General features: G+C 53.2%; 23 protein-coding genes. 19 read left to right on the top strand and 4 right to left on the bottom strand.

The genetic code is table 11. The features are described from left to right. The first annotated feature begins 34 nt into the window (after positions 1-34). From dgt to WFL93_RS14040, 4 genes are all read left to right on the top strand, one after another. Positions 35-1,528 (top strand): dGTPase, encoded by a 1,494-nt coding sequence (gene dgt, locus WFL93_RS14055; protein WP_007893888.1) that lies wholly within the window; start codon positions 35-37, stop codon positions 1,526-1,528. Between the two features lie 136 nt (positions 1,529-1,664). Then, positions 1,665-3,107, top strand: a complete 1,443-nt coding sequence (gene degP / locus WFL93_RS14050) for a serine endoprotease DegP (RefSeq protein WP_049851489.1) — start codon at positions 1,665-1,667, stop codon at positions 3,105-3,107. 184 nt (positions 3,108-3,291) lie between these two features. Continuing rightward, positions 3,292-4,449, top strand: a complete 1,158-nt coding sequence (locus tag WFL93_RS14045) for a CdaR family transcriptional regulator (RefSeq protein WP_007893890.1) — start codon at positions 3,292-3,294, stop codon at positions 4,447-4,449. Then, positions 4,449-5,675 carry an alginate lyase family protein gene (locus tag WFL93_RS14040; RefSeq protein WP_336778395.1) on the top strand — a complete coding sequence of 409 codons (1,227 nt, stop codon included), beginning with the start codon at positions 4,449-4,451 and terminating at the stop codon, positions 5,673-5,675. The genes WFL93_RS14045 and WFL93_RS14040 overlap by 1 nt, the downstream gene beginning before the upstream one ends. Positions 5,676-5,717: 42 nt before the next feature. On the opposite strand, the gene WFL93_RS14035 is transcribed toward WFL93_RS14040, so the two are convergent. The 4 genes from WFL93_RS14035 to map form a co-directional block, all read right to left on the bottom strand. Beyond that, positions 5,718-6,110, bottom strand: a complete 393-nt coding sequence (locus tag WFL93_RS14035) for a DUF3461 family protein (protein ID WP_007893894.1) — start codon at positions 6,108-6,110, stop codon at positions 5,718-5,720. Positions 6,111-6,403: 293 nt separating this feature from the next. Next, complete coding sequence (dapD, locus tag WFL93_RS14030; RefSeq protein ID WP_336778394.1) at positions 6,404-7,228, bottom strand: 2,3,4,5-tetrahydropyridine-2,6-dicarboxylate N-succinyltransferase; 825 nt, start codon at positions 7,226-7,228, stop codon at positions 6,404-6,406. Positions 7,229-7,412: 184 nt separating this feature from the next. Then, positions 7,413-10,067 (bottom strand): bifunctional uridylyltransferase/uridylyl-removing protein GlnD, encoded by a 2,655-nt coding sequence (gene glnD / locus WFL93_RS14025; RefSeq protein WP_049851492.1) that lies wholly within the window; start codon positions 10,065-10,067, stop codon positions 7,413-7,415. 70 nt (positions 10,068-10,137) lie between these two features. Further along, positions 10,138-10,932 (bottom strand): type I methionyl aminopeptidase, encoded by a 795-nt coding sequence (map, locus tag WFL93_RS14020; protein ID WP_007893897.1) that lies wholly within the window; start codon positions 10,930-10,932, stop codon positions 10,138-10,140. A gap of 318 nt (positions 10,933-11,250) precedes the next feature. On the opposite strand from map, the gene rpsB reads away from it, so the two are divergent. From rpsB to rnhB, 15 genes are all read left to right on the top strand, one after another. Further along, on the top strand, positions 11,251-11,970 hold the full coding sequence (gene rpsB / locus WFL93_RS14015; protein WP_007893898.1) for a 30S ribosomal protein S2: 720 nt from the start codon (positions 11,251-11,253) through the stop codon (positions 11,968-11,970). 182 nt (positions 11,971-12,152) lie between these two features. Continuing rightward, complete coding sequence (gene tsf / locus WFL93_RS14010; RefSeq protein ID WP_007893899.1) at positions 12,153-13,004, top strand: translation elongation factor Ts; 852 nt, start codon at positions 12,153-12,155, stop codon at positions 13,002-13,004. Between the two features lie 155 nt (positions 13,005-13,159). Continuing rightward, on the top strand, positions 13,160-13,885 hold the full coding sequence (gene pyrH, locus WFL93_RS14005; protein ID WP_007893903.1) for a UMP kinase: 726 nt from the start codon (positions 13,160-13,162) through the stop codon (positions 13,883-13,885). Between the two features lie 142 nt (positions 13,886-14,027). After that, a complete protein-coding gene (gene frr / locus WFL93_RS14000; RefSeq protein WP_036622239.1) occupies positions 14,028-14,585 on the top strand; it encodes a ribosome recycling factor in 558 nt (185 codons plus the stop codon). 118 nt (positions 14,586-14,703) lie between these two features. After that, on the top strand, positions 14,704-15,906 hold the full coding sequence (gene ispC, locus WFL93_RS13995; protein ID WP_180823093.1) for a 1-deoxy-D-xylulose-5-phosphate reductoisomerase: 1,203 nt from the start codon (positions 14,704-14,706) through the stop codon (positions 15,904-15,906). A 166-nt stretch (positions 15,907-16,072) separates the two neighbouring features. Beyond that, entirely contained in the window at positions 16,073-16,825 is a 753-nt protein-coding gene (gene ispU / locus WFL93_RS13990; RefSeq protein WP_007893909.1) for a (2E,6E)-farnesyl-diphosphate-specific ditrans,polycis-undecaprenyl-diphosphate synthase, read from the top strand. Positions 16,826-16,843: 18 nt separating this feature from the next. Beyond that, the gene (cdsA, locus tag WFL93_RS13985) at positions 16,844-17,701 is read left to right on the top strand and encodes a phosphatidate cytidylyltransferase (protein WP_007893911.1); all 858 of its coding nucleotides are present in this window, start codon (positions 16,844-16,846) and stop codon (positions 17,699-17,701) included. A gap of 12 nt (positions 17,702-17,713) precedes the next feature. Further along, positions 17,714-19,063 (top strand): sigma E protease regulator RseP, encoded by a 1,350-nt coding sequence (gene rseP, locus WFL93_RS13980; RefSeq protein ID WP_336778393.1) that lies wholly within the window; start codon positions 17,714-17,716, stop codon positions 19,061-19,063. 51 nt (positions 19,064-19,114) lie between these two features. After that, on the top strand, positions 19,115-21,526 hold the full coding sequence (bamA, locus tag WFL93_RS13975) for an outer membrane protein assembly factor BamA (protein ID WP_049851495.1): 2,412 nt from the start codon (positions 19,115-19,117) through the stop codon (positions 21,524-21,526). A gap of 95 nt (positions 21,527-21,621) precedes the next feature. Further along, on the top strand, positions 21,622-22,122 hold the full coding sequence (locus WFL93_RS13970) for an OmpH family outer membrane protein (RefSeq protein ID WP_007893920.1): 501 nt from the start codon (positions 21,622-21,624) through the stop codon (positions 22,120-22,122). Between the two features lie 3 nt (positions 22,123-22,125). Further along, positions 22,126-23,151, top strand: coding sequence for a UDP-3-O-(3-hydroxymyristoyl)glucosamine N-acyltransferase (gene lpxD, locus WFL93_RS13965; RefSeq protein ID WP_007893922.1), 1,026 nt, complete (start codon positions 22,126-22,128; stop codon positions 23,149-23,151). 190 nt (positions 23,152-23,341) lie between these two features. After that, the gene (fabZ, locus tag WFL93_RS13960; RefSeq protein WP_007893924.1) at positions 23,342-23,797 is read left to right on the top strand and encodes a 3-hydroxyacyl-ACP dehydratase FabZ; all 456 of its coding nucleotides are present in this window, start codon (positions 23,342-23,344) and stop codon (positions 23,795-23,797) included. 3 nt (positions 23,798-23,800) lie between these two features. After that, the gene (gene lpxA, locus WFL93_RS13955; RefSeq protein WP_007893926.1) at positions 23,801-24,589 is read left to right on the top strand and encodes an acyl-ACP--UDP-N-acetylglucosamine O-acyltransferase; all 789 of its coding nucleotides are present in this window, start codon (positions 23,801-23,803) and stop codon (positions 24,587-24,589) included. A gap of 3 nt (positions 24,590-24,592) precedes the next feature. Beyond that, entirely contained in the window at positions 24,593-25,741 is a 1,149-nt protein-coding gene (lpxB, locus tag WFL93_RS13950; RefSeq protein ID WP_180823095.1) for a lipid-A-disaccharide synthase, read from the top strand. Further along, a complete protein-coding gene (gene rnhB, locus WFL93_RS13945; protein ID WP_336778392.1) occupies positions 25,734-26,360 on the top strand; it encodes a ribonuclease HII in 627 nt (208 codons plus the stop codon). The genes lpxB and rnhB overlap by 8 nt, the downstream gene beginning before the upstream one ends. Positions 26,361-26,375: the final 15 nt, after the last annotated feature.

Raw genomic sequence — 26,375 nt, 5'->3', positions numbered from 1 at the left:
TGAGGAAGAATTCACGAAAAAATAAGGGGTAATTATGGCGACGATCAATTTCAGGAAGAAGATCAGTTTCACCCGCCCTTATACCAGCCGCAAAGATCCCGAAGGGGAATACTATATTACCCGCCATTTTGAGAGCGATCGTGGACGCATTATTAACTCCGCTGCCATTCGCCGTCTGCAACAGAAAACTCAGGTATTCCCGCTGGAACGCAATGCCGCAGTGCGTTCGCGTCTGACGCATTCACTGGAAGTGCAGCAAACCGGGCGTTATATCACTAAAGAGATTCTGCAAGCGCTGAAAACGCAGGGCGGCGGACTGGCCAATTATGGGCTGGATGAGTTTGAAGGCGCGTTTGAAAGCCTGATTGAAATGGCCTGTCTGCTACACGATGTCGGCAATCCGCCTTTTGGTCATTTCGGTGAAGCGGCGATCAATGATTGGTTCGATGATAACCTGCCTGCTGAATTAGTCGATCCGCTGGTAGCGGGGGTTGGCGACGATATTGCACGCTCAGCATTCGACCAATTAAATGCCATGATCCGCCAGGATTTATGCCACTTTGAAGGCAATGCGCAAGCGATTCGCCTGGTGCATACGCTGCTGCAACTTAATCTCAGCTACGCGCAGGTTGCCTGTATTTTGAAATATACCGCACCAGCGTGGTGGCAAGGTGATAAACCGGCTGAGTTTAGCGTGTTAATGAAGAAACCGGGTTTCTACTTATCCGAACGCGAATATGTTGCCGAGTTACGTGACGCGACAAATATTAAAGAGCATCATCGTTTTCCACTGACCTGGATAATGGAAGCCGCCGATGATATCTCTTATTGCATCGCCGATCTTGATGACGCGGTGGAAAAAGATATCTTCCATGTTGAAACGCTGTATAAGCATTTGCTCGAGGCCTGGGGGACGGTCAAAAACGGTGATGTCTTCAGCCGCACCATCGGTGATGCATGGAAAGAGGCCAATCAGAAAAAGCGTCGCAGTATCAGCGATCAATTCTTTATGTCGCTGCGGGTTAATGTGCAGAACGTATTAGTTAGCCATGCGGTACGGCGTTTTATCGATAATCTGCCCGCTATTTTCGAAGGCAATTTCAATCATGCATTATTGGAAGATGACGGTGAAGAAGGACGCTTGCTGAACTTATTTAAGACGGTTGCACGGCAGCAGGTGTTTAATCATCCGGAAGTCGAGCAGCTGGAGTTGCAGGGCTACCGCGTGATTAAAGGGCTGCTGGAGATATATCAATCCTTGCTGTTACTGGATTATGAGCAATTTACCACGTTAATGAACGATGATTTCCTGGCGAAGCATCCGATTGAAACCCGTCTGTTTCATAAGCTTTCCGGAAAACACCGTAAAGCTTATCAACAACACATGCGTTCATTAATCGTTGAGCATAAATATCAGCGTTTGTTGTGGGAACGTTATTATCGTGCGCGCCTGATTCAGGACTACATTAGTGGAATGACAGACAATTATGCCTGGGATGAATATCGTCGTTTGATGGCGGTGGAATAAGCGCGGATTTGTAAAGACGAAGAACAATTTTTTACCTTTGCCTAAAACTTTATTAGGAACTTCGCGCTAAAAACTTAATCTCATCATCACGACCACAGCAATGGTCTGGCCGTACTTCTTAGAGAGACACAGATAAATGAAAAAAAACACAATTATGCTGGCGTTGGCGCTGAGTTTCGGCGCGGCAATGGGTCCTGTGAGTGCATTCGCAGCGGAGACAGCGTCTTCTTCGAGCCAACAGTTGCCAAGCCTGGCACCGATGCTGGAAAAAGTCATGCCTTCCGTGGTGAGCATCAGCGTTGAAGGCAGCACCACGGTTAAAACCCCGCGCATGCCTCAGCAGTTCCAGCAATTCTTTGGTGATAATTCACCGTTCTGCCAGGACGGTTCTCCGTTCCAGAGCTCACCGATGTGCCAGAACGGCGGCGGTGAGGGTGGTGGCGCAGAGGGCGGTGCCAACGCGCAGAAACAGCAGTTCCGTGCGCTGGGTTCCGGCGTGGTGATCAATGCAGATAAAGGTTATGTCGTTACCAACAACCACGTGGTGGACAACGCCACCAAAATTCAGGTTCAGCTGAGCGATGGTCGTCGCTACGATGCCAAAGTGATCGGCAAAGATCCGCAATCTGATATCGCGTTGATTCAGCTGCAGGATGCGAAAAACCTTACCGCAATTAAGATTGCCGATTCTGACAACCTGCGCGTCGGTGATTACACCGTGGCGATTGGTAACCCGTATGGTCTTGGCGAAACGGTCACCTCAGGTATCGTTTCCGCGCTGGGTCGAAGCGGCCTGAACGTTGAGAATTATGAAAACTTTATCCAGACCGATGCAGCAATTAACCGCGGTAACTCCGGCGGTGCGCTGGTTAACCTCAACGGTGAGCTAATCGGTATTAACACCGCGATTCTGGCGCCGGACGGCGGCAACATCGGCATCGGCTTTGCTATCCCAAGCTCAATGGTGAAAAACCTGACCGCGCAGATGGTGGAATATGGTCAGGTGAAACGCGGCGAGCTGGGCATTATGGGCACCGAGCTTAACTCCGAACTGGCGAAAGCGATGAAAGTTGATGCGCAGCGCGGCGCCTTTGTCAGCCAGGTACTGCCAAACTCTGCCGCGGCGAAAGCTGGCGTGAAAGCCGGTGACGTGGTGGTGTCAATGAACGGTAAAGCCCTGACCAGCTTCGCGGCGTTGCGTGCTGAAGTCGGCTCGCTGCCGGTGGGCACTAAGCTGCAGCTGGGTCTGCTGCGTGAGGGCAAACCGGTGAACGTCACGGTTGAACTGCAGCAGAGCTCGCAGGAGAAGGTACAATCCGCCACCATTTACACCGGTATTGAAGGCGCCGATCTCAGCAATATCGACACAAACGGCCAGAAAGGCGTGCGAGTTGATAATGTGAAAGCGGGTAGCGCAGCGGCGCGTATCGGCCTGAAGAAAGGTGATGTCATCCTCGGTGTGAACCAGCAAGCGGTGGCTAATCTCGGCGAACTGCGTAAGGTGCTCGACACCAAGCCTTCAGTGCTAGCACTGAACGTGCAGCGCGGAGATAGCAGCCTGTATCTGCTGATGCAGTAAGTTTAAGGTTGTTAATGGCAGGCGAGCTTCGGCTCGCCTTTTTTACGCCTGGGCAAATGTCCGGTACTGAATGTGACGTCCACCGCAAATCCCGCATAATCCTTCCGGCTATGTGCAGTTGCACAATGTCAGCGCCTTAATGGATGCGTATTCTGTCGGTTCGTCCTTACCTCCGGAGTGTTTGATGGCCACCTATCATCTCGATGCGCGACTGGCTCAGGATATTGTTGCCCGCACCATGCAAATTATTGATAGCAATGTCAACGTGATGGATGCACGCGGTCGCATCATCGGCAGCGGCGATCGTGAGCGTATTGGCGAATTGCACGAAGGCGCGCTGCTGGTGCTGTCGCAGGGTCGCGTAGTGGACATCGACGAGGCGGTGGCAAAACATCTGCACGGCGTGCGTCCCGGGATTAATTTACCGCTGCGCATTGATGGCGATATCGTCGGCGTAATCGGCTTGACCGGTCAACCGGCCACGCTGCGTCATTACGGCGAGCTGGTGTGTATGACCGCCGAAATGATGCTGGAGCAGGCGCGTTTGCTGCATATGCTGGCGCAGGACAGCCGCCTGCGTGAAGAGCTGGTGCTGAATCTGGTGCGCAGTGAAACCTTATCGCCGGCGCTGAGCGAATGGGCGCAGCGGCTGGGCATCGATCTCAATCAGCCGCGCGTGGTCGCGGTGGTGGAAGTGGATAGCGGTCAACTTGGCGTCGATAGCGCTATGTCAGAACTGCAGCAGCTGCAAACGTTGTTGACTACGCCGGAACGCGACAACCTGATTGCGATTGTTTCGCTGACCGAAATGGTGGTGCTCAAGCCGGCGCTCAATGCGCATGGCCGCTACGATCAGGACGATCATCGCCGGCGAGTGGATCAACTGCTGCAACGGATGAAGGAGAGCGGGCAGGTGCGCATGCGCATCGCGCTTGGCAACTACTTTACCGGCCCCGGCAGCATTGCACGCTCGTACCGCACCGCGCGTACCACCATGATGGTGGGTAAACAACGCATGCCCGATCAGCGCAGCTATTTTTATCAGGATCTGGTGCTGCCGGTGCTGCTCGACAGTTTACGCGGCGGCTGGCAGGCCAATGAGCTGGCGCGCCCGCTGGCGAAACTAAAAAGTATGGATAACAACGGTTTATTACGGCGTACGCTGGTGGCATGGTTCAGCCACAACGTGCAACCTAGCGCGACCGCGCGCGCGCTGTTTATTCATCGTAATACGCTGGAGTATCGCCTCAACCGTATTTCCGAGCTAACCGGACTCGATCTGGGTAACTTTGACGATCGGCTACTGCTGTACGTGGCGCTACAACTGGATGAGCAGAGTTAATGACCAGGGCGTGGATTGCGTTGTTGTGGCTGTTTAGCGCGCTTAGTTTTGCCAATGATCCGGCTTTTCTCTCTTTAAACGATCTGCAACGGGTTAAACAACAACTCGCTGAGCAGCAGGCTGCGCCGCCGACGCTCGAAGCCTGGCATCAACTGCAACAGCAGGCGGATAGGGCGCTAAAACATGCTAATCCCAGCGTCACCGACAAAGGTATGCTGCCGCCGAGTGGTTCAAAGCAGGATTATCTCAGCTTAAGCGCCTACTGGTGGCCGGACGCCAGCAAAGCTGATGGCCTGCCGTGGCAGCGCCGCGATGGGGAAGTGAATCCCGCCAGCAAGAACAACCAGAGCGATGGCGTGCGGCTGGCGCGCTTTACCGCCGATTTCCAGGCGCTGGCGCTGGCCTGGTACTTCTCCGGCGATCAACGCTATGCCGATAAAGCGCTGGCGATGATGCGCCACTGGTTCATTACGCCCTCCAGCCGCATGCATCCCAACCTTAATTTTGCGCAAGGCATTCCGGGCCGTTCTGCGGGCCGCCACGATGGTGTTCTGGACGGGCGTTATTTCGCCACGCGCGTGGTGGATGCGCTCACTTTATTGCGTCACGCGCCCGGCTGGCAGCCTTCCGATGAGAAAGCGATGCAGCAGTGGTTCAGCGACTATCTGCACTGGCTGCTGCACAATCCGTTAGCACAGAAAGAAGCGGCGGCGGCGAATAATCATGGCAGTTGGTATTGCACACAGGTGGCGGGGATCGCGTGGTATTTGGACGATCGTGAGACGGTAAAAGCGATGGTTGAGCTGGCGCGCAGTAAAATCGCGCTGCAAATCCGCGCCGATGGCAGCCAACCTGCCGAGCTGGCGCGCACGCGTTCGTTCCATTACAGCTATTTCAATCTGCAGGCGCTGACCGCAGTGGCACAGTTGGCCAGGAAAGCGGGGCTGGGGGATTTATGGCATAGCCGCCAGCAAAGCGGTTCGCTGCTGGATGCGCTAGACGCGATGGCACCGTACAGCGATGCCAGCAAAGTCTGGCCGTGGAAAAATCGTGATCGTGTTAGTGAACGTTTGATTCCATTGCTTTCAGCGGCCGACAACAGCTTGCAGCAGCCGCGTTATCAGCGGTGGATCACGCAGGAAACATGGACTAATAACAAGCGTGGCGCGGTAATGCAGGCGCAGCGTGACAGCTGGCTGCTTTCGCTGCCTTATCAGCAGCAATAAAAAAAGGCCAGCATTAGCTGGCCTCTTATCTAAAGCGCGAAATTAACGGTTGTTGCGGGTCAGCTGATCGAGATCAGATTCGATTTCAGCGATCTTGTTAGAGACCACGCTTTCCAGATGGCGCAGATCCGCCAGGATTTTACGCTTCAGATCCACTTCAACCTGGTCGCGCTGGCAAATCTGGTCCAGCTCATCGATCACGTAACGCAGGTTCGGGCTGATTTCCTGAACTTCTTTGTAACCCTGGCTGGTGTGATCGGCGACAACCGTTTTACGCTGACGCGGGTATTTGAACTTCACGCTTTTCGCAAAGAATTCACCTTTGTCTTTGCGGAAGTAGATTTTAAGAATGTCGTTGTTAGCTTCCTGACGCAGGCTGTAACGGTCGATGTCGTCAGGGTTGCTGATACCTAAGCTTTTCAGGTTGTCGTACATAGCGTTTATATTCCATCTAAGAGTGGGTGAGCGCGCAGGACTATCATCATCATTCGGGATGCAGCAGAAACGCGGCAACCGGAACGCTTACGGCATACTTAATCAACTGTAGACACAAAAACCGGGATGAACAGTGCGCGACCGGAGTTAACTTGGCGCGGATTATGAACTGTTTGAAAAATAAACGCACGTGTTAATTCGCGGCGCGAAACAGGTAATTCAGGTGGGAGTGTAAACAAAAAATTACGGGCCTGAATACAGGCCCGTTGGGAAAGTTTTGCGGCAGAAGAAACTTAGTCGATGCTGCGCAGCAGTTCGTTAATGCCTGTTTTGCTAAGGGTTTTAGCATCAACTTTTTTCACGATGACTGCGCAGTACAGGCTGTAGCTACCGTCTTTTGACGGCAGGTTACCTGAAACCACCACTGAACCCGCGGGTACGCGGCCGTAATGTATTTCGCCAGTTTCGCGATCAAAGATTTTGGTGCTCTGGCCGATGTACACGCCCATCGAAATCACTGAGCCTTCTTCTACGATCACGCCTTCAACGATTTCTGAACGTGCACCGATGAAGCAGTTATCTTCGATGATAGTTGGGTTGGCCTGCAGCGGTTCCAGCACGCCACCGATGCCCACGCCGCCAGACAGGTGCACGTTTTTACCGATCTGCGCACATGAACCGACCGTGGCCCAGGTATCAACCATGGTACCTTCATCAACGTACGCACCGATATTGACGTAAGACGGCATCAGCACGGTGTTGCGTGCGATGAATGCGCCCTGACGCACGGCAGCCGGTGGCACCACACGGAAACCGGCGTTCTTGAAGCGCGCTTCATCCCAGCCAGCAAATTTCATTGGCACTTTGTCGTAGAAACGGGTTTCAGAGCCTTCCATCACCTGGTTGTCGTTAATGCGGAACGACAACAGCACAGCTTTCTTCAGCCACTGATGCGTTACCCATTCTCCGTTGATCTTTTCAGAAACGCGCAGTTCACCGCTATCCAGCAGGCCGATAACCTGGTTGATAGCATCACGGGTTGCACCGTCTACGCTAGATGGCGTGATGTCGGCGCGGCGCTCAAAGGCAGATTCGATAACGCTCTGTAACTGTTGCATATTTATTTCCTGATTCTGTCATAGCGGATGTCCGTAAATACGGACATGATTAAAATATCTCCCCTAAATCATTCAAGCTGCAGGTAGGCGGCGACGCAGCGAGAGCCTGGGAGCATACATCAGTATGTGACCAGGTCGAGCGAGGAAAGCCAACGCCCCTGCGGTTTGAATGATGACGGGGAGATTAGAGTTTATCGTTTGGATTAAGGGCCTCTGTCAACCTCTGTTGCAACACATCGCGCATTTCGACCCCCAGCGCACGTCGCTCGCTATCGGCGAGGATGAAAAGATCCTCAACCCGCTCACCAATTGTACTGATGCGCGCACCGTGCAGCGACACGCCGAGATCGGCAAACACTTCACCCACGCGCGCCAGCAAGCCGGGCTGATCGAGCGCGACTAACTCCAGATAGCTGCGGCGATCGGTGTGCGTTGGCAGGAAATTGACCTCGGTATCAACGCTGAAATGCTTGAGACGCGCTGACTGCCGGCGCGTGCGCGGCGGCACCCATTCGGTTTGCGTGATGGCCTGTTCCAGCGCCTGGATGATCAGCGGATGGCGATCGGCTGCCAGCGGGCTGCCGTCGGGCTCCAGCACAATAAAGGTATCCATCGCCATGCCGTCGCGGCTGGTAAAGATTTGCGCATCATGCACGCTGAGATTGCGACGATCTAATTCGCCAGCCACCGCCGCAAACAGGTGCGGGCGATCCGGGCTCCAGATAAAGATCTCGGTGCCGCCGCGCGTGGCCTGTGGGCTAACCAACACCAGCGGCTTGTTGAGATCGTGATGAATTAAATGACGCGCGTGCCAGGCGAGCTGATTCGGCGTGTGGCGCAGGAAATAGTCGGCACGGCAGCGGCTCCAGATATGGTGCAGGCGCTCTTCGTCGAGGTTCTCCATGCGCAGCAGCGCCAACGCTTGTAGCCGATGATGGCGCACGCGCTCGCGCAGATCCGGGCTGTTTTCCATGCCGCGACGCAGCTGTTTTTCGGTGGCAAAGAACAGCTCGCGCAACAGACTTTGCTTCCAGCTGTTCCACAAGCTTTCGTTAGTGGCGCAGATATCAGACACCGTCAGGCACGCCAGATAACGCAGACGGTTTTCATTCTGCATCACTTCAGCGAATTGCTGAATCACGGTGGGATCCTGAATGTCACGGCGTTGAGCGGTGACAGACATCAACAGATGATGGCGCACCAGCCAGGCAACCAGCTGCGTTTCGCGTGAGTTCAGGCCGTGTAATTCGGCGAAATCCAGCGCATCCTGCGCGCCGAGAATAGAGTGATCGCCATTGCGACCTTTGGCAATGTCGTGCAGCAGCGCGGCCATCAGCAACAGTTCTGGCTGCGGCAGGCGCGGCCAGAGCTCTACGCACAGCGGATGCATCGGGCGCGTGGCTTCATCGGCAAAACTCTCCAGCTTCTGCAGCACGCGAATGGTGTGTTCATCCACGGTATAAGCGTGGAACAGATCGAACTGCATCTGGCCGACGATATTGCCCCACAGCGGCGTATAGGCCCACAGCACGCTGTGCCGATGCATCGGCACCAGCGCGCGCTTGACGGCGCCCGGATGACGCAGAATGGCCATAAAGGTTTCACGCGCTTCAGGAATATGGCACAGCGGCTGTTTCAGGTGGCGACGTGCATAGCGCAGCTGGCGCAGCGTGGTGGAGTATATGCCTTTGATATTTTCATTGCGTACCATCACATAGAACATGCGCAGGATGGCTTGCGGCTCACGCTCAAACAGCGTGGGATCGCGCAGATCAATTAAATTACCGCGGATTTGGAAGTCATCATCAAGGGCGCGCGGTTTTTCCGTCGTCGACAGCGCCAGAATGGCTTCATCAAACAGTTGCAGCAGCATTTGATTGAGTTCGCCGATGCGACGCGTGACGCGATAAAAGTCTTTCATCATGCGCTCAACCGGCTCGTTGACCTCGCCCAGATAGTTAAGGCGCTGGGCAACGGTAAGTTGGCGATCGAACAGCAGGCGGTTGTCATAGCGCGGCAGCGTTAAGTGCAGGGCAAAACGAATGCGCCACAGGAATTCCTGACACTCATTGATTTCATTACGTTCCGCTTCGGTAATAAAGCCGAAACCGACCATCTCATCCATGGTCGTGGCGCCAAAATGCCGGCGCGCTACCCACTGCAGCGTATGAATGTCGCGCAGGCCGCCGGGGCTGCTTTTGATATCGGGTTCAAGATTGTAGCTGGTGCCGTGATAGCGCTGATGTCGTTCCTGCTGCTCTTCGATTTTCGCGGCGAAGAAGCGTGACGACGGCCAGAAACCATCGCTGAAGATGTTCTTTTGCAGTTCGAGAAACAGCGCCACGTCACCCGTTAGCATGCGTGATTCGATCAGGTTGGTCGCGACAGTCAGATCGGATAAGCCTTCCAGCAAACACTCTTCCAGCGTACGCACGCTGTGACCGACTTCCAGCTTCAGATCCCACATCAGTGTTAACAGTTCGCTGGTGCGCTGCGCGGCGGCTTCGTCCAGCGGCTGGCGACTGAGGATCAGCACATCGATATCCGAGAGCGGATGCAGTTCGCCGCGACCGTAGCCGCCTACGGCAACCAGCGCGATCTCTTTCAGCTGGTCAAAACCAAAAAAGCGCCACAAGCGACGTAATAGGCGATCGATAAACAATGTGCGCGCATCAATCAATGATTCGATATCGGTGCCCGCATCAAACGCGATGCCGAGATGCTGGTGAAACTGCTCAAGATACTGTTTGAGCTTGTCGCGCGTCAGGGCTTCATCGGGCCAGCTGGCGGGGGAATCGGTCAGGCCTTTGTGTACTGCTTCGGTCACGCTACCACTCATCAACATGCCTCATCATTACGCACATAAAAAAGGCCAGCTATAAGCCGGCCTGGTACTGTCAGGGAGATAATTACGCGACGTTTTCGAGCACCGCTGGAATGGTGTCGTCTTCACGCAGCGTCAGAATCTCACAGCCGTTTTCTGTCACCACAATAGTATGCTCATACTGCGCGGACAAGCTGCGATCTTTGGTTTTCACGGTCCAGCCATCCTTCATGGTGCGGATGCGGTAATCACCGGCATTGACCATCGGCTCAACGGTGAATGTCATACCTGCTTGCAGCACCACGCCGCTGTCGTCAGCGTCGTAATGCAGCACCTGCGGCTCTTCATGGAAGCCTTTGCCGATACCGTGACCGCAATATTCGCGCACCACCGAGAAATCCTGCGCTTCCACATACTGCTGGATCGCCCGACCTAGCTCACGCAGACGAATGCCCGGTTTCACCAGGCGCAGCGCGATGTACAGGCTTTCCTGAGTGACGCGACACAGGCGTTCGCCCTGAATGGTAGGTTTCCCGACGATGAACATTTTAGAGGTATCACCGTGGTACTCATCTTTGATCACCGTGACATCCACGTTAACCACATCGCCCTCTTTCAACACACGATCGTCGCTTGGGATTCCGTGACAAACCACTTCATTCACCGAAATACATACTGATTTCGGGAAGCCGTGATAACCGAGGCAGGCAGAAATTGCCTGTTGCTTCTGCGTAATGTGTTCGTGGCAGAGGCGGTCGAGTTCACCGGTGGTAACACCAGGCACCACGTGCGGTGCGATCATTTCCAGCACTTCAGCGGCAAGACGGCCGGCGACGCGCATTTTTTCGATTTCTTCAGGGGTTTTAATTGAAATAGCCATTAAATTAATCCGCAATCGTCGAAATTTTCGACAATAATGAGTTCTGTGGCGATCATGTTAGCAGCCAGCAAATGGGCTGCCAAATGGCGATTGTCTGCGCCTGCTGCCGCTAACTACTATTGGCGTATTCCTGCGCATTGTGGTATAAAGCGCGCCGACGATTCTCTGTCACCGACGTTTGGCTGACAGGAAACGCATAAAACTCATTATGTGTACTAAAACACACATGTATCGACACATACGCCGGGGTGCCTTGAAAGAGGTCGGTCGTATGGGATACATGGAGGCCCAACCCCAAATCAAACTTTAGAGGTAATCATGGCAACTGTTTCAATGCGCGACATGCTCAAGGCTGGTGTTCACTTTGGTCACCAGACCCGTTACTGGAACCCGAAAATGAAGCCATTCATCTTCGGCGCACGTAACAAGGTTCACATCATCAACCTCGAGCAGACTGTGCCAATGTTCAACGACGCGCTGGCTGAGTTGAAAAAGATCTCTTCCCGTAAAGGTAAGATCCTGATCGTTGGTACTAAGCGCGCTGCTGCCGAAGCGGTAAAAGAGTCAGCTCTGAGCTGCGACCAGTTCTTCGTAAACCACCGCTGGTTGGGTGGCATGCTGACTAACTGGAAAACCGTTCGTCAGTCAATCAAACGCCTGAAAGATCTTGAGTCTCAGTCTCAGGACGGTACTTTCGACAAACTGACCAAGAAAGAAGCGCTGATGCGCACTCGCGAACTGGCCAAGCTGGAAAACAGCCTGGGCGGTATCAAAGATATGGGCGGTCTGCCGGATGCACTGTTCGTTGTTGACGCTGATCACGAGCACATCGCTATCAAAGAAGCAAACAACCTGGGTATCCCAGTATTTGCTATCGTTGATACCAACTCTGATCCAGACGGCGTTGACTTCGTTATCCCAGGTAACGACGATGCGATCCGTGCTGTAAGCCTGTACCTGACTGCCGTTGCCACTACCGTGCGCGAAGGCCGTTCACAGGACCTAGCTGAGCAGGCTGAAGAAGCTGCTGAAGCTTAATAAGGTTCGCTCTTTCTAAGAGCCCTTAGACATCAGATGTTATCTGTTAAGGGGGCCGTTCAGGCCCCTTTATTTTATCTAAGTCTGTCACGCTCACTTCAGAGCGAGCGGGGCAGAGTAAATTTTCCGCAACAAGTTTCTGGCAGTGTGTGAACACACAGAGACGAATCGAGGATTCTGGAATGGCTGATATTACCGCTGCATTGGTAAAAGAACTGCGTGAGCGTACTGGCGCAGGCATGATGGACTGCAAAAAAGCGCTGACCGAAGCGAACGGCGACATCGAGCTGGCGATTGAGAATATGCGCAAATCTGGCGCAATCAAAGCCGCTAAAAAAGCAGGCAACGTAGCTGCTGATGGCGTGATCAAAACCAAAATCGCTGACGGCTTCGCGGTGATCCTGGAAGTAAACTGCCAGACCGACTTCGTTGCTAAAGATGGCGGTTTCCAGGCGTTTGCTGACAAGGTTCTGGATGCAGCTGTTGCTGGCAAAGTTACCGATGTGGAAGTTCTGAAAGCGCAGTTCGAAGAAGAACGCGTAGCGCTGGTTGCGAAAATCGGTGAGAACATCAACATCCGTCGTGTTGCTATCCTGGAAGGCACTGAGCTGAACAGCTATCAGCACGGCGCACGTATCGGTGTCGTTGTATCTACTACCGGTGCTAACGAAGAGCTGAGCAAGCAAATTGCTATGCACATTGCTGCGAGCAAGCCAGAATTCGTTAAGCCAGAAGACGTGTCTGCAGATGTGGTTGAGAAAGAGTACCAGGTTCAGCTGGACATCGCCATGCAGTCTGGCAAGCCAAAAGAAATCGCAGAGAAAATGGTTGAAGGCCGCATGAAGAAATTCACCGGTGAAGTTTCTCTGACCGGTCAGGCTTTCGTTATCGACCCAAGCAAAACCGTTGGCCAGGCGTTGAAAGAGAAAAACGCTGACGTCATCAACTTCATCCGCTTCGAAGTGGGCGAAGGCATTGAGAAAGTTGAATCTGACTTCGCAGCAGAAGTTGCTGCAATGTCTAAACAGTCTTAATGGTCCGAAAGAACCGCCACAAGGCGGTTCTTTTTTGTCTGCAATTTAGTGCAGCACTTTTCAGTCTCATCCCAATAGCTTTTCTTGCTTGCTAAGCGGATGATCGATCAGATTTTACTTCTCCTTTTCATCATATCTTCCAGGAAGAATCGACCATGGCGACCAACGCAAAACCTGTATATCAACGTATCCTGCTAAAACTGAGTGGCGAAGCACTGCAAGGTGCCGAAGGTTTTGGCATCGACGCGAGCGTGCTTGACCGCATGGCGCAAGAGGTGAAAGAGCTGGTTGAACTGGGCATCCAGGTGGGTGTGGTTATTGGTGGCGGTAACCTGTTCCGCGGCGCAGGTCTGGCCCAGGCCGGGATGAACCGTGTGGTCGGCGACCATATGGGCATGCTGGCGACGGTGATGAATGGCCTGGCAATGCGTGATGCGCTGCACCGTGCGTATGTCAATGCGCGTTTGATGTCAGCGATTCCGCTGAATGGCGTGTGCGACAACTACAGCTGGGCAGAAGCGATCAGTCTGCTGCGTAATAACCGCGTCGTCATCTTTGCGGCCGGTACTGGCAACCCGTTCTTTACCACCGACTCTGCAGCCTGTCTGCGCGGCATCGAAATTGAAGCCGACGTGGTACTGAAAGCCACCAAAGTAGACGGCGTCTACTCTGAAGATCCGGTGAAAAACCCGGATGCAACGCTGTATGATCAGCTGAGCTATGCAGAAGTGCTGGATAAAGAGCTTAAAGTGATGGATCTCGCGGCCTTCACGCTGGCACGCGACCATAAACTGCCTATCCGCGTCTTCAATATGAACAAGCCTGGCGCACTGCGTCGCGTAGTGATGGGTGAAAAAGAAGGCACCCTGATTACGCATTAATACCCGACGCAGGTTAAAATAAGGTATATTCTTTTGCCGCGATGCGCTGTCATCGCGCAGCAATTAGGATGATCGATGTTTATCGATACCGCTTCCGGTTAGCCCGGAAATGGCCAGGTCAACCGAATTCAAGGGTTTCAACGTGATTAACGACATTAAAAAAGATGCAGACACGCGCATGGAAAAGTGTGTGGATGCATTCAAAAACAACATCAGCAAAGTGCGCACTGGTCGTGCTTCGCCTTCACTGCTCGACGGCATTATGGTTCCTTACTACGGTACACCTACGCCGCTGCGTCAGGTGGCTAACGTGACGGTAGAGGATTCACGTACGTTGAAAATCAACGTATTTGATCGCTCGCTGAGCGCTGCGGTTGAGAAAGCGATCATGACGTCTGATCTGGGTCTGAACCCAAGCTCGGCCGGTACCGATATTCGTGTGCCGTTGCCAGCATTGACCGAAGAGCGTCGTAAAGACCTGATCAAGATCGTACGTGGCGAAGCTGAGCAGGGCCGTGTCTCTGTGCGTAACGTCCGCCGTGATGCCAACGACAAGATCAAAGCGCTGCTGAAAGACAAAGAGATCAGCGAAGACGACGAACGTCGTTCGCAGGACGAAATCCAGAAAATGACTGATGCGCACATCAAGAGTGTTGATGCGGCATTGGCCGACAAAGAAAAGGAACTGATGGACTTCTAATTCCATCAGTTACTTTTAAAACGCCGTTCAGAGACGAGAGATAGTCGACTCTGGCGGCGTTTTACATTGTGCCCGGCGCCGTTGCGGGAACGATCCATGACTTCACAGGGATAGCATGATGAAGCGATTAACTCTGCTGGGATCTACCGGCTCGATTGGCACCAGTACGCTGGCGGTAATTGCCGCGAATCCTGAACTTTATCAAGTGACTGCGCTGGTTGCCGGCCAAAACGTTGCGCTCATGGCTGAACAGTGCCAGCAATTCCAGCCACGCTATGCCGCGATGTCCGACGAGACATCCGCTCAGGCGCTGCGTGAGCGACTGAAAGCACTCAACGTTAATACCGAAGTGCTCTCCGGCGTTCAGGCAGCCTGCGAACTGGCCGCGTTGGATGAGGTGGATCAGGTAATGGCAGCGATTGTCGGCGCCTCCGGCTTGCAGCCCACTTTGGCGGCGATTCGTGCGGGTAAAACGGTGCTGCTCGCTAACAAAGAATCGCTTGTCACATGCGGCCGTCTGTTTATGGAGGCTGTACGTCAACATCAGGCGCAATTGCTGCCGGTCGACAGCGAGCACAATGCCATTTTTCAGAGTTTACCCGCTTCCATACAGCATCAGTTGGGGTACGCTGATCTGCAGGGGAACGGCATCGAGTCGATTCTCCTTACGGGATCGGGTGGTCCTTTTCGTGACACGCCATTAGCGGATTTAGCCGCTATGTCGCCGGATCAAGCATGTGCGCATCCGAACTGGTCAATGGGACGTAAAATCTCCGTTGATTCGGCCACCATGATGAATAAAGGTCTTGAATACATTGAAGCCCGCTGGCTGTTTAATGCAACCGACGCGCAGATGGAGGTGATCCTGCATCCGCAGTCCGTCATCCATTCGATGGTGCGTTATTGCGACGGCAGTGTACTGGCGCAACTGGGTTCACCGGATATGCGAACGCCAATAGCGCACAGCATGGCATGGCCAGCACGTATCTCTGCGGGCGTGACGCCGCTCGACTTCACTCGCATGAAGTCGCTGACGTTTGCCGAGCCGGACTACGAGCGCTATCCCTGTCTGAAGCTCGCAATTGATGCCTGCGCAGCAGGCCAGGCCGCCACTACGACGCTGAATGCAGCGAATGAAGTGGCGGTTGAGGCTTTTCTGCAGCACCAGATTCGCTTTACCGATATCGCCGCCATCAACAGCGAAGTGCTGGCCTCCCTGAAGTGTCAGGAGCCGGGCAGCATTGACGAAGTGATGGAGATCGACCGATTAGCGCGAGTTCGTGCCAGAGAATTGTTGCCACGCTTTCGTTTAGCAGGTTGATAGTTCCCGCTATTTGTTCGCTCTGGGTGAAAATGGTATAGTCGCTCGCTCGCGTTTCACAGCCCGACATTGTTTCGATGTCATCTGGCGTGTTTGCCGGAGTTTGCTGCAGGCGCAATGTATTCAGAAACCACAGCATTTCTGATGAAAGGAATTATTACGCGTTATGTCGTCCAACAATCACAATACAATCGATGACGAGTCGTACTGCACGCCACGTCACGTGGCCATCATTATGGATGGTAATGGTCGCTGGGCAAAAAATCAGGGCAAACTGCGTATTTCAGGCCACAAAGCCGGGGTAAAATCAGTACGCCGGGCTGTCAGCTTTGCGGTCAGCCACAAACTGGAAGCGCTCACGCTTTATGCGTTCAGCAGTGAAAACTGGAGCCGACCCATTCAGGAAGTGACAGCATTAATGGAGTTGTTTGTCTGGGCGCTCGACAGCGAAGTTAAAAGCCTGCACAAGCACAATGTGCGTCTGCGCATTATTGGTGATATCAGCCGTTTCAATAACCGTATTCAGGAACGCATTCGCCGCGCCGAGGAACTGACTCAGCAAAATAATGGACTGACCCTCAACATTGCTGCCAACTATGGCGGCCGTTGGGATATTATCCAGGGTGCCAGAAAATTGGCCGAACAGGTTCAGGAAGGTTTACTGCGTCCTGACCAGATTACCGAAGAAAGCCTGGCTCCGTATCTGTGTATGCAGGAGCTGGCGCCAGTGGATTTAGTGATAAGGACCGGGGGAGAGCATCGGATTAGCAACTTCCTGCTGTGGCAAATCGCCTATGCTGAGTTTTGGTTTACCGATGTTCTTTGGCCTGATTTTGATGAAAACGTTTTTGAAGGTGCACTGAATGCATTCTCTACGCGGGAGCGACGCTATGGCGGTACTGCACCAGGCGGCGCCTAAGCAATTTGGGGGTAACCTTTGCTGAAGTCTCGTCTGATTACCGCGTTAATTTTGATTCCGCTGGTGATCGCTGCACTGTTCTGGTTACCACTGTCCGGTTTTGCGATCACCACTATCATCATCTGCATGCTTGCCGCCTGGGAATGGGGGCAGTTTGCGGGCATGAAAACGCGCCAGCAACGTATCTGGCTGGCCGTGCTATGCGGTTTGTTACTGTCCGCGATGCTCTTCACCCTGCAACCCTATCAACGCAATCTGCATCAATTCCAGATGGAAGGCTCGCTCTGGGCATCGCTGGGATGGTGGATTGTCGCGCTATTTTTAGTGCTGTTCTATCCTGCTTCGGCTGCGCTGTGGCGTAATTCGCGTACGCTGCGTCTGGTGTTTGGCCTTCTCACCGTCATTCCGTTTTTCTGGGGCATGATGGCGCTGCGTCAATACCATTACGATACCGACCACTTCGCGGGTGCGTGGTGGCTACTGTTCGTGATGTTCCTCGTCTGGGGCGCAGACTCTGGTGCTTATATGTTTGGCCGTCTGTTTGGTAAACACAAACTGGCTCCGAAAGTCTCTCCGGGTAAAACCTGGGAAGGTTTCTTTGGTGGGCTGCTGTCGTCTGCCATCATTGCCTGGCTGTTTGCGCTATTGGCACCGCTTTCAGTTGCGCCAGGCACACTGATTATCTGTGCGGTCATTGCGACACTTGCATCAGTACTCGGTGACCTCACAGAGAGTATGTTCAAACGTGAGGCAGGCATTAAAGACAGCGGTAACTTGATTCCGGGGCACGGTGGTATTCTCGATCGTATTGATAGCCTAACAGCTGCGGTGCCGGTATTTGCCTGCCTGCTGCTGCTGGTGTTCCAAACCCTCTGAGGATCGCCGACGATGTTGAGTATACTCTGGAGTTTTGTCGCCTTTATCGTGGCGCTGGGCGTGCTGATTACCGTGCACGAATTTGGTCATTTTTGGGTCGCTCGTCGTTGCGGTGTCAAAGTCGAACGTTTCTCCATTGGCTTTGGTAAAGCGCTGTGGCAGCGCACCGACCGCCAGGGCACCGAATATGTCATTGCGCTGATTCCTCTCGGTGGCTACGTTAAAATGCTCGATGAACGCGTTGAGAGCGTTCCCGCTGAACTTCGTCATCAAGCCTTCAACAATAAAACCGTGCTGCAGCGTGCTTCCATTATTGCAGCCGGTCCTATCGCCAACTTCATCTTTGCCATATTTGCCTACTGGGTGGTGTTTATCCACGGCGTACCGGGCGTACGTCCGGTGGTTGGCGAAATTCTGAACGGTTCCGTCGCTGCTGAAGCGCAAATTACCTCCGGCATGGAACTTAAAGCGGTAGATGGTATCGAAACGCCTGATTGGGATGCTGTGCGTATGGCGCTGATCGGTAAAATCGGTGACAGCGATGCCACGCTTACTGTTTCGCAATTTGGCGAAGAGGCTACGCAGCAAAAGCAATTAAATTTGCGCGAATGGCAATTTGAGCCTGATAAACAGGACCCGGTGGTCGCTTTAGGTATTCGTCCACGTGGGCCGCAGATTGAAACGACCTTAGCTGACGTTCAGGCAAACTCGCCGGCAAGCAATGCTGGTTTGCAAGCGGGCGATAGGATCGTTAAAGTCGATGGTCAGCCATTAACACAGTGGCAGACTTTTGCGGCGCAGGTGCGGGATAACCCGGGCAAAAACATGGCGCTAGATATTGAGCGCAACGGCGAACCTGTGGCGTTATCGCTCACGCCGGAAGCGAAACCGGGCAATGAAGCGGAAGGCTTCGCGGGTGTTATACCGCGCGTAATTCCACTGCCTGATGAGTACAAAACGGTAAGGCAATATGGGCCCTTTGCGGCTATCGGCGAAGCCAGTGTAAAAACCTGGCAGTTGATGAAGCTAACAGTTTCCATGTTGGGCAAGTTGATAACCGGGGATGTGAAGCTGAATAACCTGAGCGGGCCGATTTCGATTGCGCAAGGTGCCGGGTTATCAGCAGAGTACGGGGTGATTTATTACCTGATGTTCCTGGCGCTAATCAGCGTCAACCTGGGCATCATTAACCTGTTCCCTCTGCCGGTTTTAGATGGTGGTCATCTGCTCTTTCTGGCGATCGAAAAGATCAAAGGTAGACCGGTGTCCGAGCGAGTTCAGGACTTTAGTTATCGCATTGGCTCAATCTTGCTGGTGCTGTTAATGGGGCTTGCACTTTTCAATGATTTCTCTCGTCTGTAATAGCTGGAACGCATACAGGTGCGGGATGTGTTAGGAAAACGCATAACAACGATGGCGATGAAAAAGTTGCTCATAGCGTCGCTGCTGTTTAGCAGCGCCACCGTTTACGGTGCAGACGATTTCGTAGTGAAGGACATTCATTTCGAAGGTCTACAACGAGTCGCCGTCGGCGCGGCTCTGCTCAGCATGCCGGTACGTGTCGGTGATACGGTGAATGATGATGATGTCAGAAACACCATTCGCTCACTGTTCGCCACCGGTAACTTTGAAGATGTGCAGGTTCTGCGTGACGGGACAACCCTGATTGTTCAGGTGAAAGAGCGTCCAACCATTGCCAACATCACTTTCTCCGGTAACAAAGCGGTGAAAGAAGATCAGCTGAAACAGAACCTCGAGGCTTCTGGCGTGCGCGTTGGCGAAGCGCTGGATCGCACCACGCTCTCTTCAATTGAAAAGGGTCTGGAAGATTTCTACTACAGCGTCGGTAAATACACCGCCAGCGTCAAAGCGATTGCTACGCCGCTGCCACGTAACCGTGTTGACCTGAAATTCGTCTTCCAGGAGGGCGTCTCTGCGCAGATTCAACAGATCAATATCGTCGGCAATAAAGCTTTCAGCTCTGACGAACTGATCTCACGCTTCTCACTGCGTGATGAAGTGCCGTGGTGGAACGTGGTGGGCGATCGTAAATATCAGAAGCAAAAGTTAGCGGGCGATCTCGAAACCCTGCGCAGCTTCTATTTGGATCGCGGTTATGCGCGTTTCAATATCGATTCCACGCAGGTGAGCCTGACGCCAGATAAGAAAGGCATCTACATCACCGTGAACATTAACGAAGGCGATCAGTACAAGATTGCCGGCGTGATTGTGAACGGCAGCATGGCGGGCCATTCTGCGGAAATCGAAAAGATGACCAGAATTCCATCGGGTGAGCTGTACAACGGCACCAAAGTTACCCAGATGGAAGATGACATCAAGAAATTGCTGGGTCGTTATGGCTACGCCTATCCGCGTGTCGTGACACAGCCTGAAATCAACGATGCTGACAAAACCGTCAAGCTGCATATCAACGTTGATGCGGGCAACCGTTATTACGTGCGTAAGGTACGCTTCGAAGGCAACGACACATCGAAAGATTCAGTACTGCGCCGTGAAATGCGTCAGATGGAAGGTGCCTGGTTGGGCAGCGACCTCGTTGATCAAGGTAAAGAGCGACTGAATCGTACGGGTTACTTCGAAACCGTTGACGTTGATACACAGCGCGTTGCGGGTGCACCAGACCAGGTTGATGTGGTTTACAAGGTGAAAGAGCGTAACACCGGTACCTTCAACTTTGGTGTCGGTTACGGTACCGAAAGTGGAGTGAGTTTCCAGGTTGGCGTGACTCAGGAAAACTGGCTCGGCACCGGTAACACCGTTGGCATCAGTGGTACCAAAAATGATTACCAGACCTATGCTGAGCTCTCCATGACCGATCCGTACTTTACGGTTGATGGTGTGAGCCTTGGCGGTCGTTTGTTCTACAACGATTTTAAAGCTGATGACGCGGATCTGTCCGACTATACCAACAAAAGTTATGGTCTCGATGGAACGCTGGGCTTCCCGGTCAATGAAAATAACACGCTGCGTGTTGGTTTAGGATACGTACATAACGACCTGTCCAACATGCGTCCGCAGATTGCTATGTGGCGTTATCTTGATTCGGTGGGGCGTCATCAGGGCCTGAATGATGAAGGCGATTTCTCCGCAGATGATTTCACCTTCAACTATGGCTGGACGTATAACACCTTAGATCGCGGCTTCTTCCCAACGCGCGGTAACCGTACCAACCTGAACGGTAAAGTGACCATTCCGGGCTCTGATAACGCGTTCTACAAAGCGACATTAGATAGCCAGCAATATGTGCCGCTGAACCGCGATGGTACGTGGGTGGTATTAGGTCGTGGTCGTGTTGGATATGGTGACGGACTCGGTGGAAAAGAGATGCCGTTCTATGAGAACTTCTACGGCGGTGGTTCAAGCACGGTTCGTGGCTTCCAGTCCAATACCATTGGTCCTAAAGCTGCATATCTTAACGATGGCTCATCTACCTGTAATCTGACCAACCCGAACGGGGTTTGTAAGTCAGATGATGCGGTAGGGGGTAATGCTATGGCGATTGCCAGCCTTGAGCTGATTACGCCTACGCCGTTCCTGAGCGAAAAGTATGCAAACTCTGTGCGTACCTCGGTGTTTATGGATGCCGGTACCGTTTGGGATACCAAATGGCAGAACACCGCAGAAACACGTGCGGCGGGTGTGCCGGACTACAGCGATCCTAACAACATTCGCGTCTCTGCCGGTGTGGCACTGCAGTGGATGTCACCATTAGGACCGTTGGTATTCTCATACGCCCAGCCGATGAAGAAAGTCGAGGGAGACAAGTCAGAGCAATTCCAGTTTAACATCGGTAAAACCTGGTAAGGCTCTGAACAAGGAAGTGAAAATACCGTCTTGCACGCGTGCCGTTTAAAGATGCGACACGCTGCAAACACACACGTTGAGGTAAGGAGTTTATAGTGAAAAAGTTGTTCTGTGCTGCTGCTCTGGGTGTTGCATTAGCTGCTTCTGCGGGTGCCCAAGCGGCTGATAAAGTTGCCGTCGTGAACCTGAGCCAGGTTTTCCAGCAGTCTCCGCAGCGTGCCGCTGTTGCTAAGCAACTGGAAGGTGAATTCCAGAGCCGCGCCTCTGACCTCCAGTCTCAGCAGCAGAAGATCCAGCAAGAAATTCAGGATCTGCAGCGTAATGCGTCGACCATGAAAGCGAGCGACCGTACCAAGAAAGAGAAGCAGATTTCTTCTGAGCGTGCTGCCTTTGAACAAAAAGCACAGGCTTTTGACAAAGACAACCAAACCCGTCAGATGCAGGAACGTAACAAGCTGCTGGCTAAAATCCAGACCGCTGTGCAGTCTGTAGCGAAAAGCGAAGGTTACGATCTGGTTCTGGACTCTCAGGCCGTGCTGTACTCTTCTTCTGATGCTAAAGACATCACTGCTGACGTTGTAAAACAGGTTAAATAATTGATGTCATCAATTCGACTGGCTGATTTAGCCCAGCAGTTGGATGCAGAATTGCACGGAGATGGCGATATCGTCATCTCCGGCATTGCTTCTATGCAATCCGCCACAACTGGCCAAATCACTTTTCTTGCAAACAGCCGCTACCGCGAGCAGCTCGCTACTATCCAGGCTTCAGCCGTGGTGCTGACGGAAGCGGATCTGGAGTGGTGTAAAACGGCCGCCCTGGTGGTGAAAAATCCTTACCTAACTTATGCCCACATGGCACAACTGCTGGACACTACGCCGCAGCCCGCGCAGAATATCGCGCCCAGCGCGGTGATCGATGCAACTGCTAAGCTGGGTAAGAATGTTTCGGTAGGCGCAAATGCGGTGATTGAGTCCGGCGTTGAGCTGGGTGATGACGTCGTTATTGGCGCAGGATGTTTTGTTGGTAAGCAGACGCGTATCGGTCGCGGCTCACGCTTGTGGGCTAACGTCACGATTTATCACGAAATCCAGATTGGTCAGGATTGTCTGATTCAGTCCGGCACGGTAATCGGTGCTGATGGTTTCGGGTATGCTAACGATCGCGGCAACTGGGTGAAAATTCCGCAGCTGGGTACCGTAGTGATTGGTGATCGGGTAGAAATTGGTGCCTGTACCACTATCGATCGCGGCGCGCTGGATAACACTCTGATCGGCAATGGTGTTATCATAGACAACCAGTGTCAGATTGCCCACAACGTGATCATTGGTGATAACACCGCAGTTGCTGGCGGTGTGATCATGGCGGGTAGTCTGAAGATTGGACGTTACTGTATGATTGGCGGCGCCAGCGTCATTAACGGCCATATGGAAATCTGTGACAAAGTGACCGTAACGGGCATGGGCATGGTAATGCGCCCCATCACAGAACCTGGGGTATACTCGTCGGGTATTCCACTGCAACCCAACAAAACCTGGCGTAAAACTGCAGCGCTGGTGATGAACATCGATGAAATAAGCAAACGCTTAAAAGCCATCGAACGTAAGGTCGGCAAAGACGACTAAACGCATCCCACGCTACTCGCTTTCATAACAAGAAGTGTACTTTCTTCCACCGTCGGTTAAGCCGAACATGGCAGCAGGTATGGTAAGAAAGCGAAACGCCCCGAACTAATTTGCGGCCTGCGGAAGATCATTTTGATCGGTGCAGGCCGTGTTATTGTTGCCATCAGATTTTTAGGACAGGAAGAGTATTTTGACTACTGAAACGCATACTCTGAAAATTGAAGAGATTTTAGAACTGCTGCCACACCGCTATCCTTTCTTGCTGGTTGATCGCGTGCTGGATTTTGAAGAGCATAAATACCTGCGCGCGGTTAAGAACGTTTCTGTTAACGAACCGTTTTTCCAGGGACATTTCCCTGGTAAGCCGATTTTCCCAGGCGTTCTGATTCTGGAAGCGATGGCGCAAGCGACCGGTATCCTGGCGTTTAAAAGCGTTGGAAAACTGGAGCCAGGCGAACTGTATTACTTCGCCGGTATCGATGAAGCCCGTTTCAAACGTCCTGTAGTACCGGGCGATCAGATGATCATGGAAGTGACATTCGAGAAAACCCGTCGTGGCCTGACGCGCTTTAAAGGCGTGGCGACCGTTGACGGCAAAATTGTCTGTGAAGCGACCATGATGTGTGCCCGTAGCCGGGAGGCATAATAAGTGATTGATTCAACCGCCAATATTCATCCCAGTTCAGTTATTGAAGAAGGTGCCATTATCGGTGCCAATGTTCATATCGGCCCGTTCTGCTTTATCGGTGCCCATGTGGAAATTGGTGAAGGTACCGTACTCAAATCACACGTGGTGGTGAACGGCCATACGCGTATCGGCAAAGATAATCAGATCTACCAGTTCGCTTCCATCGGTGAAGTTAACCAGGATCTGAAATATGCTGGCGAACCGACGCGCGTTGAAATTGGCGATCGCAACCGCATCCGTGAGAGCGTCACGATTCATCGTGGTACCACCCAGGGCGGCAATGTGACCAAAGTCGGCAGCGATAACCTGCTGATGGTTAATGCGCACATTGCCCATGACTGCGTGATCGGCAATCGCTGCATCTTTGCCAATAATGCCACGCTGGGCGGTCACGTAACCGTTGATGATTTCGCTATTATTGGCGGCATGACAGCGGTACATCAGTGGTGCACCATTGGTGCGCATGTGATGGTTGGCGGTTGTTCAGGTGTCGCGCAGGATGTGCCGCCTTACGTTATTGCACAGGGTAACCATGCAACGCCGTACGGTATTAACATCGAAGGTCTGAAGCGTCGCGGCTTTAGCAAAGAAGCGCTGCATGCCATTCGCAACGCGTACAAACTGCTGTACCGCAGCGGCAAAACGCTGGATGAAGTGAAACCAGAGATTGAAGAGCTGGCAAAGCAACACAGCGAAGTACAGCCTTTCTATGATTTCTTTGCCCGTTCAACGCGTGGATTGATTCGTTAATCCATGTCAGCGCGTCCCCTCACGATTGCCCTGGTCGCCGGAGAAACCTCCGGCGATATTCTTGGTGCAGGTCTCATCCGTGCGTTAAAAGCGCGTCATCCCAATGCACGCTTTGTTGGCGTGGCTGGCCCGCTGATGCAGGCCGAAGGCTGTGAAGCCTGGTACGAGATGGAAGAGCTGGCGGTGATGGGTATCGTCGAAGTGCTAGGCCGCTTGCGCCGCTTGCTTAAAATTCGTCACGACCTCACGCAGCGCTTTACCGAACTCAAGCCGGATGTCTTCGTTGGCATTGATGCGCCGGATTTCAACATTACGTTGGAAGGCAGCCTCAAGCGCCAAGGCATTCGCACTATTCATTACGTCAGCCCTTCGGTTTGGGCGTGGCGTCAAAAACGCGTGTTTAAAATCGGCCGTAATACCAATTTGGTGCTGGCCTTTTTGCCGTTTGAAAAAGCTTTCTACGATCGCTTCAACGTGCCGTGCCGCTTTATTGGCCATACCATGGCCGATGCGATGCCGTTACAGCCTGATAAACTGGCGGCGCGCCGCGAGTTAGGCATAGACGAAGAGGCGATTTGCCTCGGCTTATTGCCCGGCAGTCGCGGTGCAGAAGTTGAAATGCTCAGCGCCGATTTCCTGCGCGCTGCCCAACTTTTGCGTCAGCGCTATCCAACGCTGGAAATCGTGGTGCCGCTGGTCAATGCCAAACGTCGCGAACAGTTTGAGCAGATCAAAGCTGAGGTGGCGCCGGAACTGCCGATGCATTTGCTGGATGGCAAAGGCCGCCAGGCGATGCTGGCCAGTGACGCGGCTATTCTTGCGTCTGGCACCGCCGCGCTGGAGTGTATGCTGGCGAAATGCCCGATGGTAGTGGGCTATCGTATGAAGCCGTTTACCTTCTGGCTGGCCAAACGTCTGGTGAAAACGCCGTATGTTTCGCTGCCGAATCTGCTGGCTGGTCGCGAACTGGTGAAAGAGCTGTTGCAGGACGAGTGCCAACCTGAAGCTTTAGCTGCGGCGTTAGAACCCTTGCTGCACGCCGGGCCTGAGCGCGAAGCGTTACTGAACACCTTCACCGAACTGCATCAACAGATTCGCTGGAATGCCGACGAACAAGCGGCGGATGCGGTACTGGAGATCATCAATGGCTGAATTTATCTATCCCAACGCGCAGCGGATTGCTGGCGTTGATGAAGTTGGGCGCGGCCCGCTGGTTGGCGCCGTTGTCACCGCTGCGGTGATTCTCGATCCCGACAACCCGATTGCAGGCCTGGCCGACTCAAAAAAGTTGTCAGAGAAGCGTCGTCTGGCGTTGTATGACGAGATCAAAGAGAAGGCGTTGGCCTGGAGCCTTGGCCGTGCTGAACCTGAAGAGATCGATCAGCTCAATATTTTGCACGCTACCATGCTAGCGATGCAGCGCGCGGTAGCAGGTCTACCCGTTGCGCCAGACTTCGTACTGATCGATGGCAACCGTTGCCCAGCGTTGCCGATGCCTTCGCTGGCAGTGGTGAAGGGCGATAGCCTGGTGAAAGAGATCAGTGCGGCCTCGATTATCGCTAAAGTGACGCGCGATCGGGAAATGGCCGAGCTGGATCTGCTATTCCCTGAATATGGCTTCGCGCAGCACAAAGGTTATCCGACTGCTTTGCATATGGAAAAGCTAACGCAGCACGGTGCCACACCTCACCATCGTCGCAGCTTTGCGCCGGTGCGTAACGCCCTGATTGATGCCGATGTGCGGGCTGCACATCAGCCAACTACGCTTTAATAGCCTGACGCTGTT

This window comes from Pantoea sp. USHLN256 (genome assembly GCF_037149875.1).
Classification (GTDB): domain Bacteria; phylum Pseudomonadota; class Gammaproteobacteria; order Enterobacterales; family Enterobacteriaceae; genus Pantoea; species Pantoea nemavictus.
This window is presented reverse-complemented; position numbering and strand designations above follow the sequence as displayed.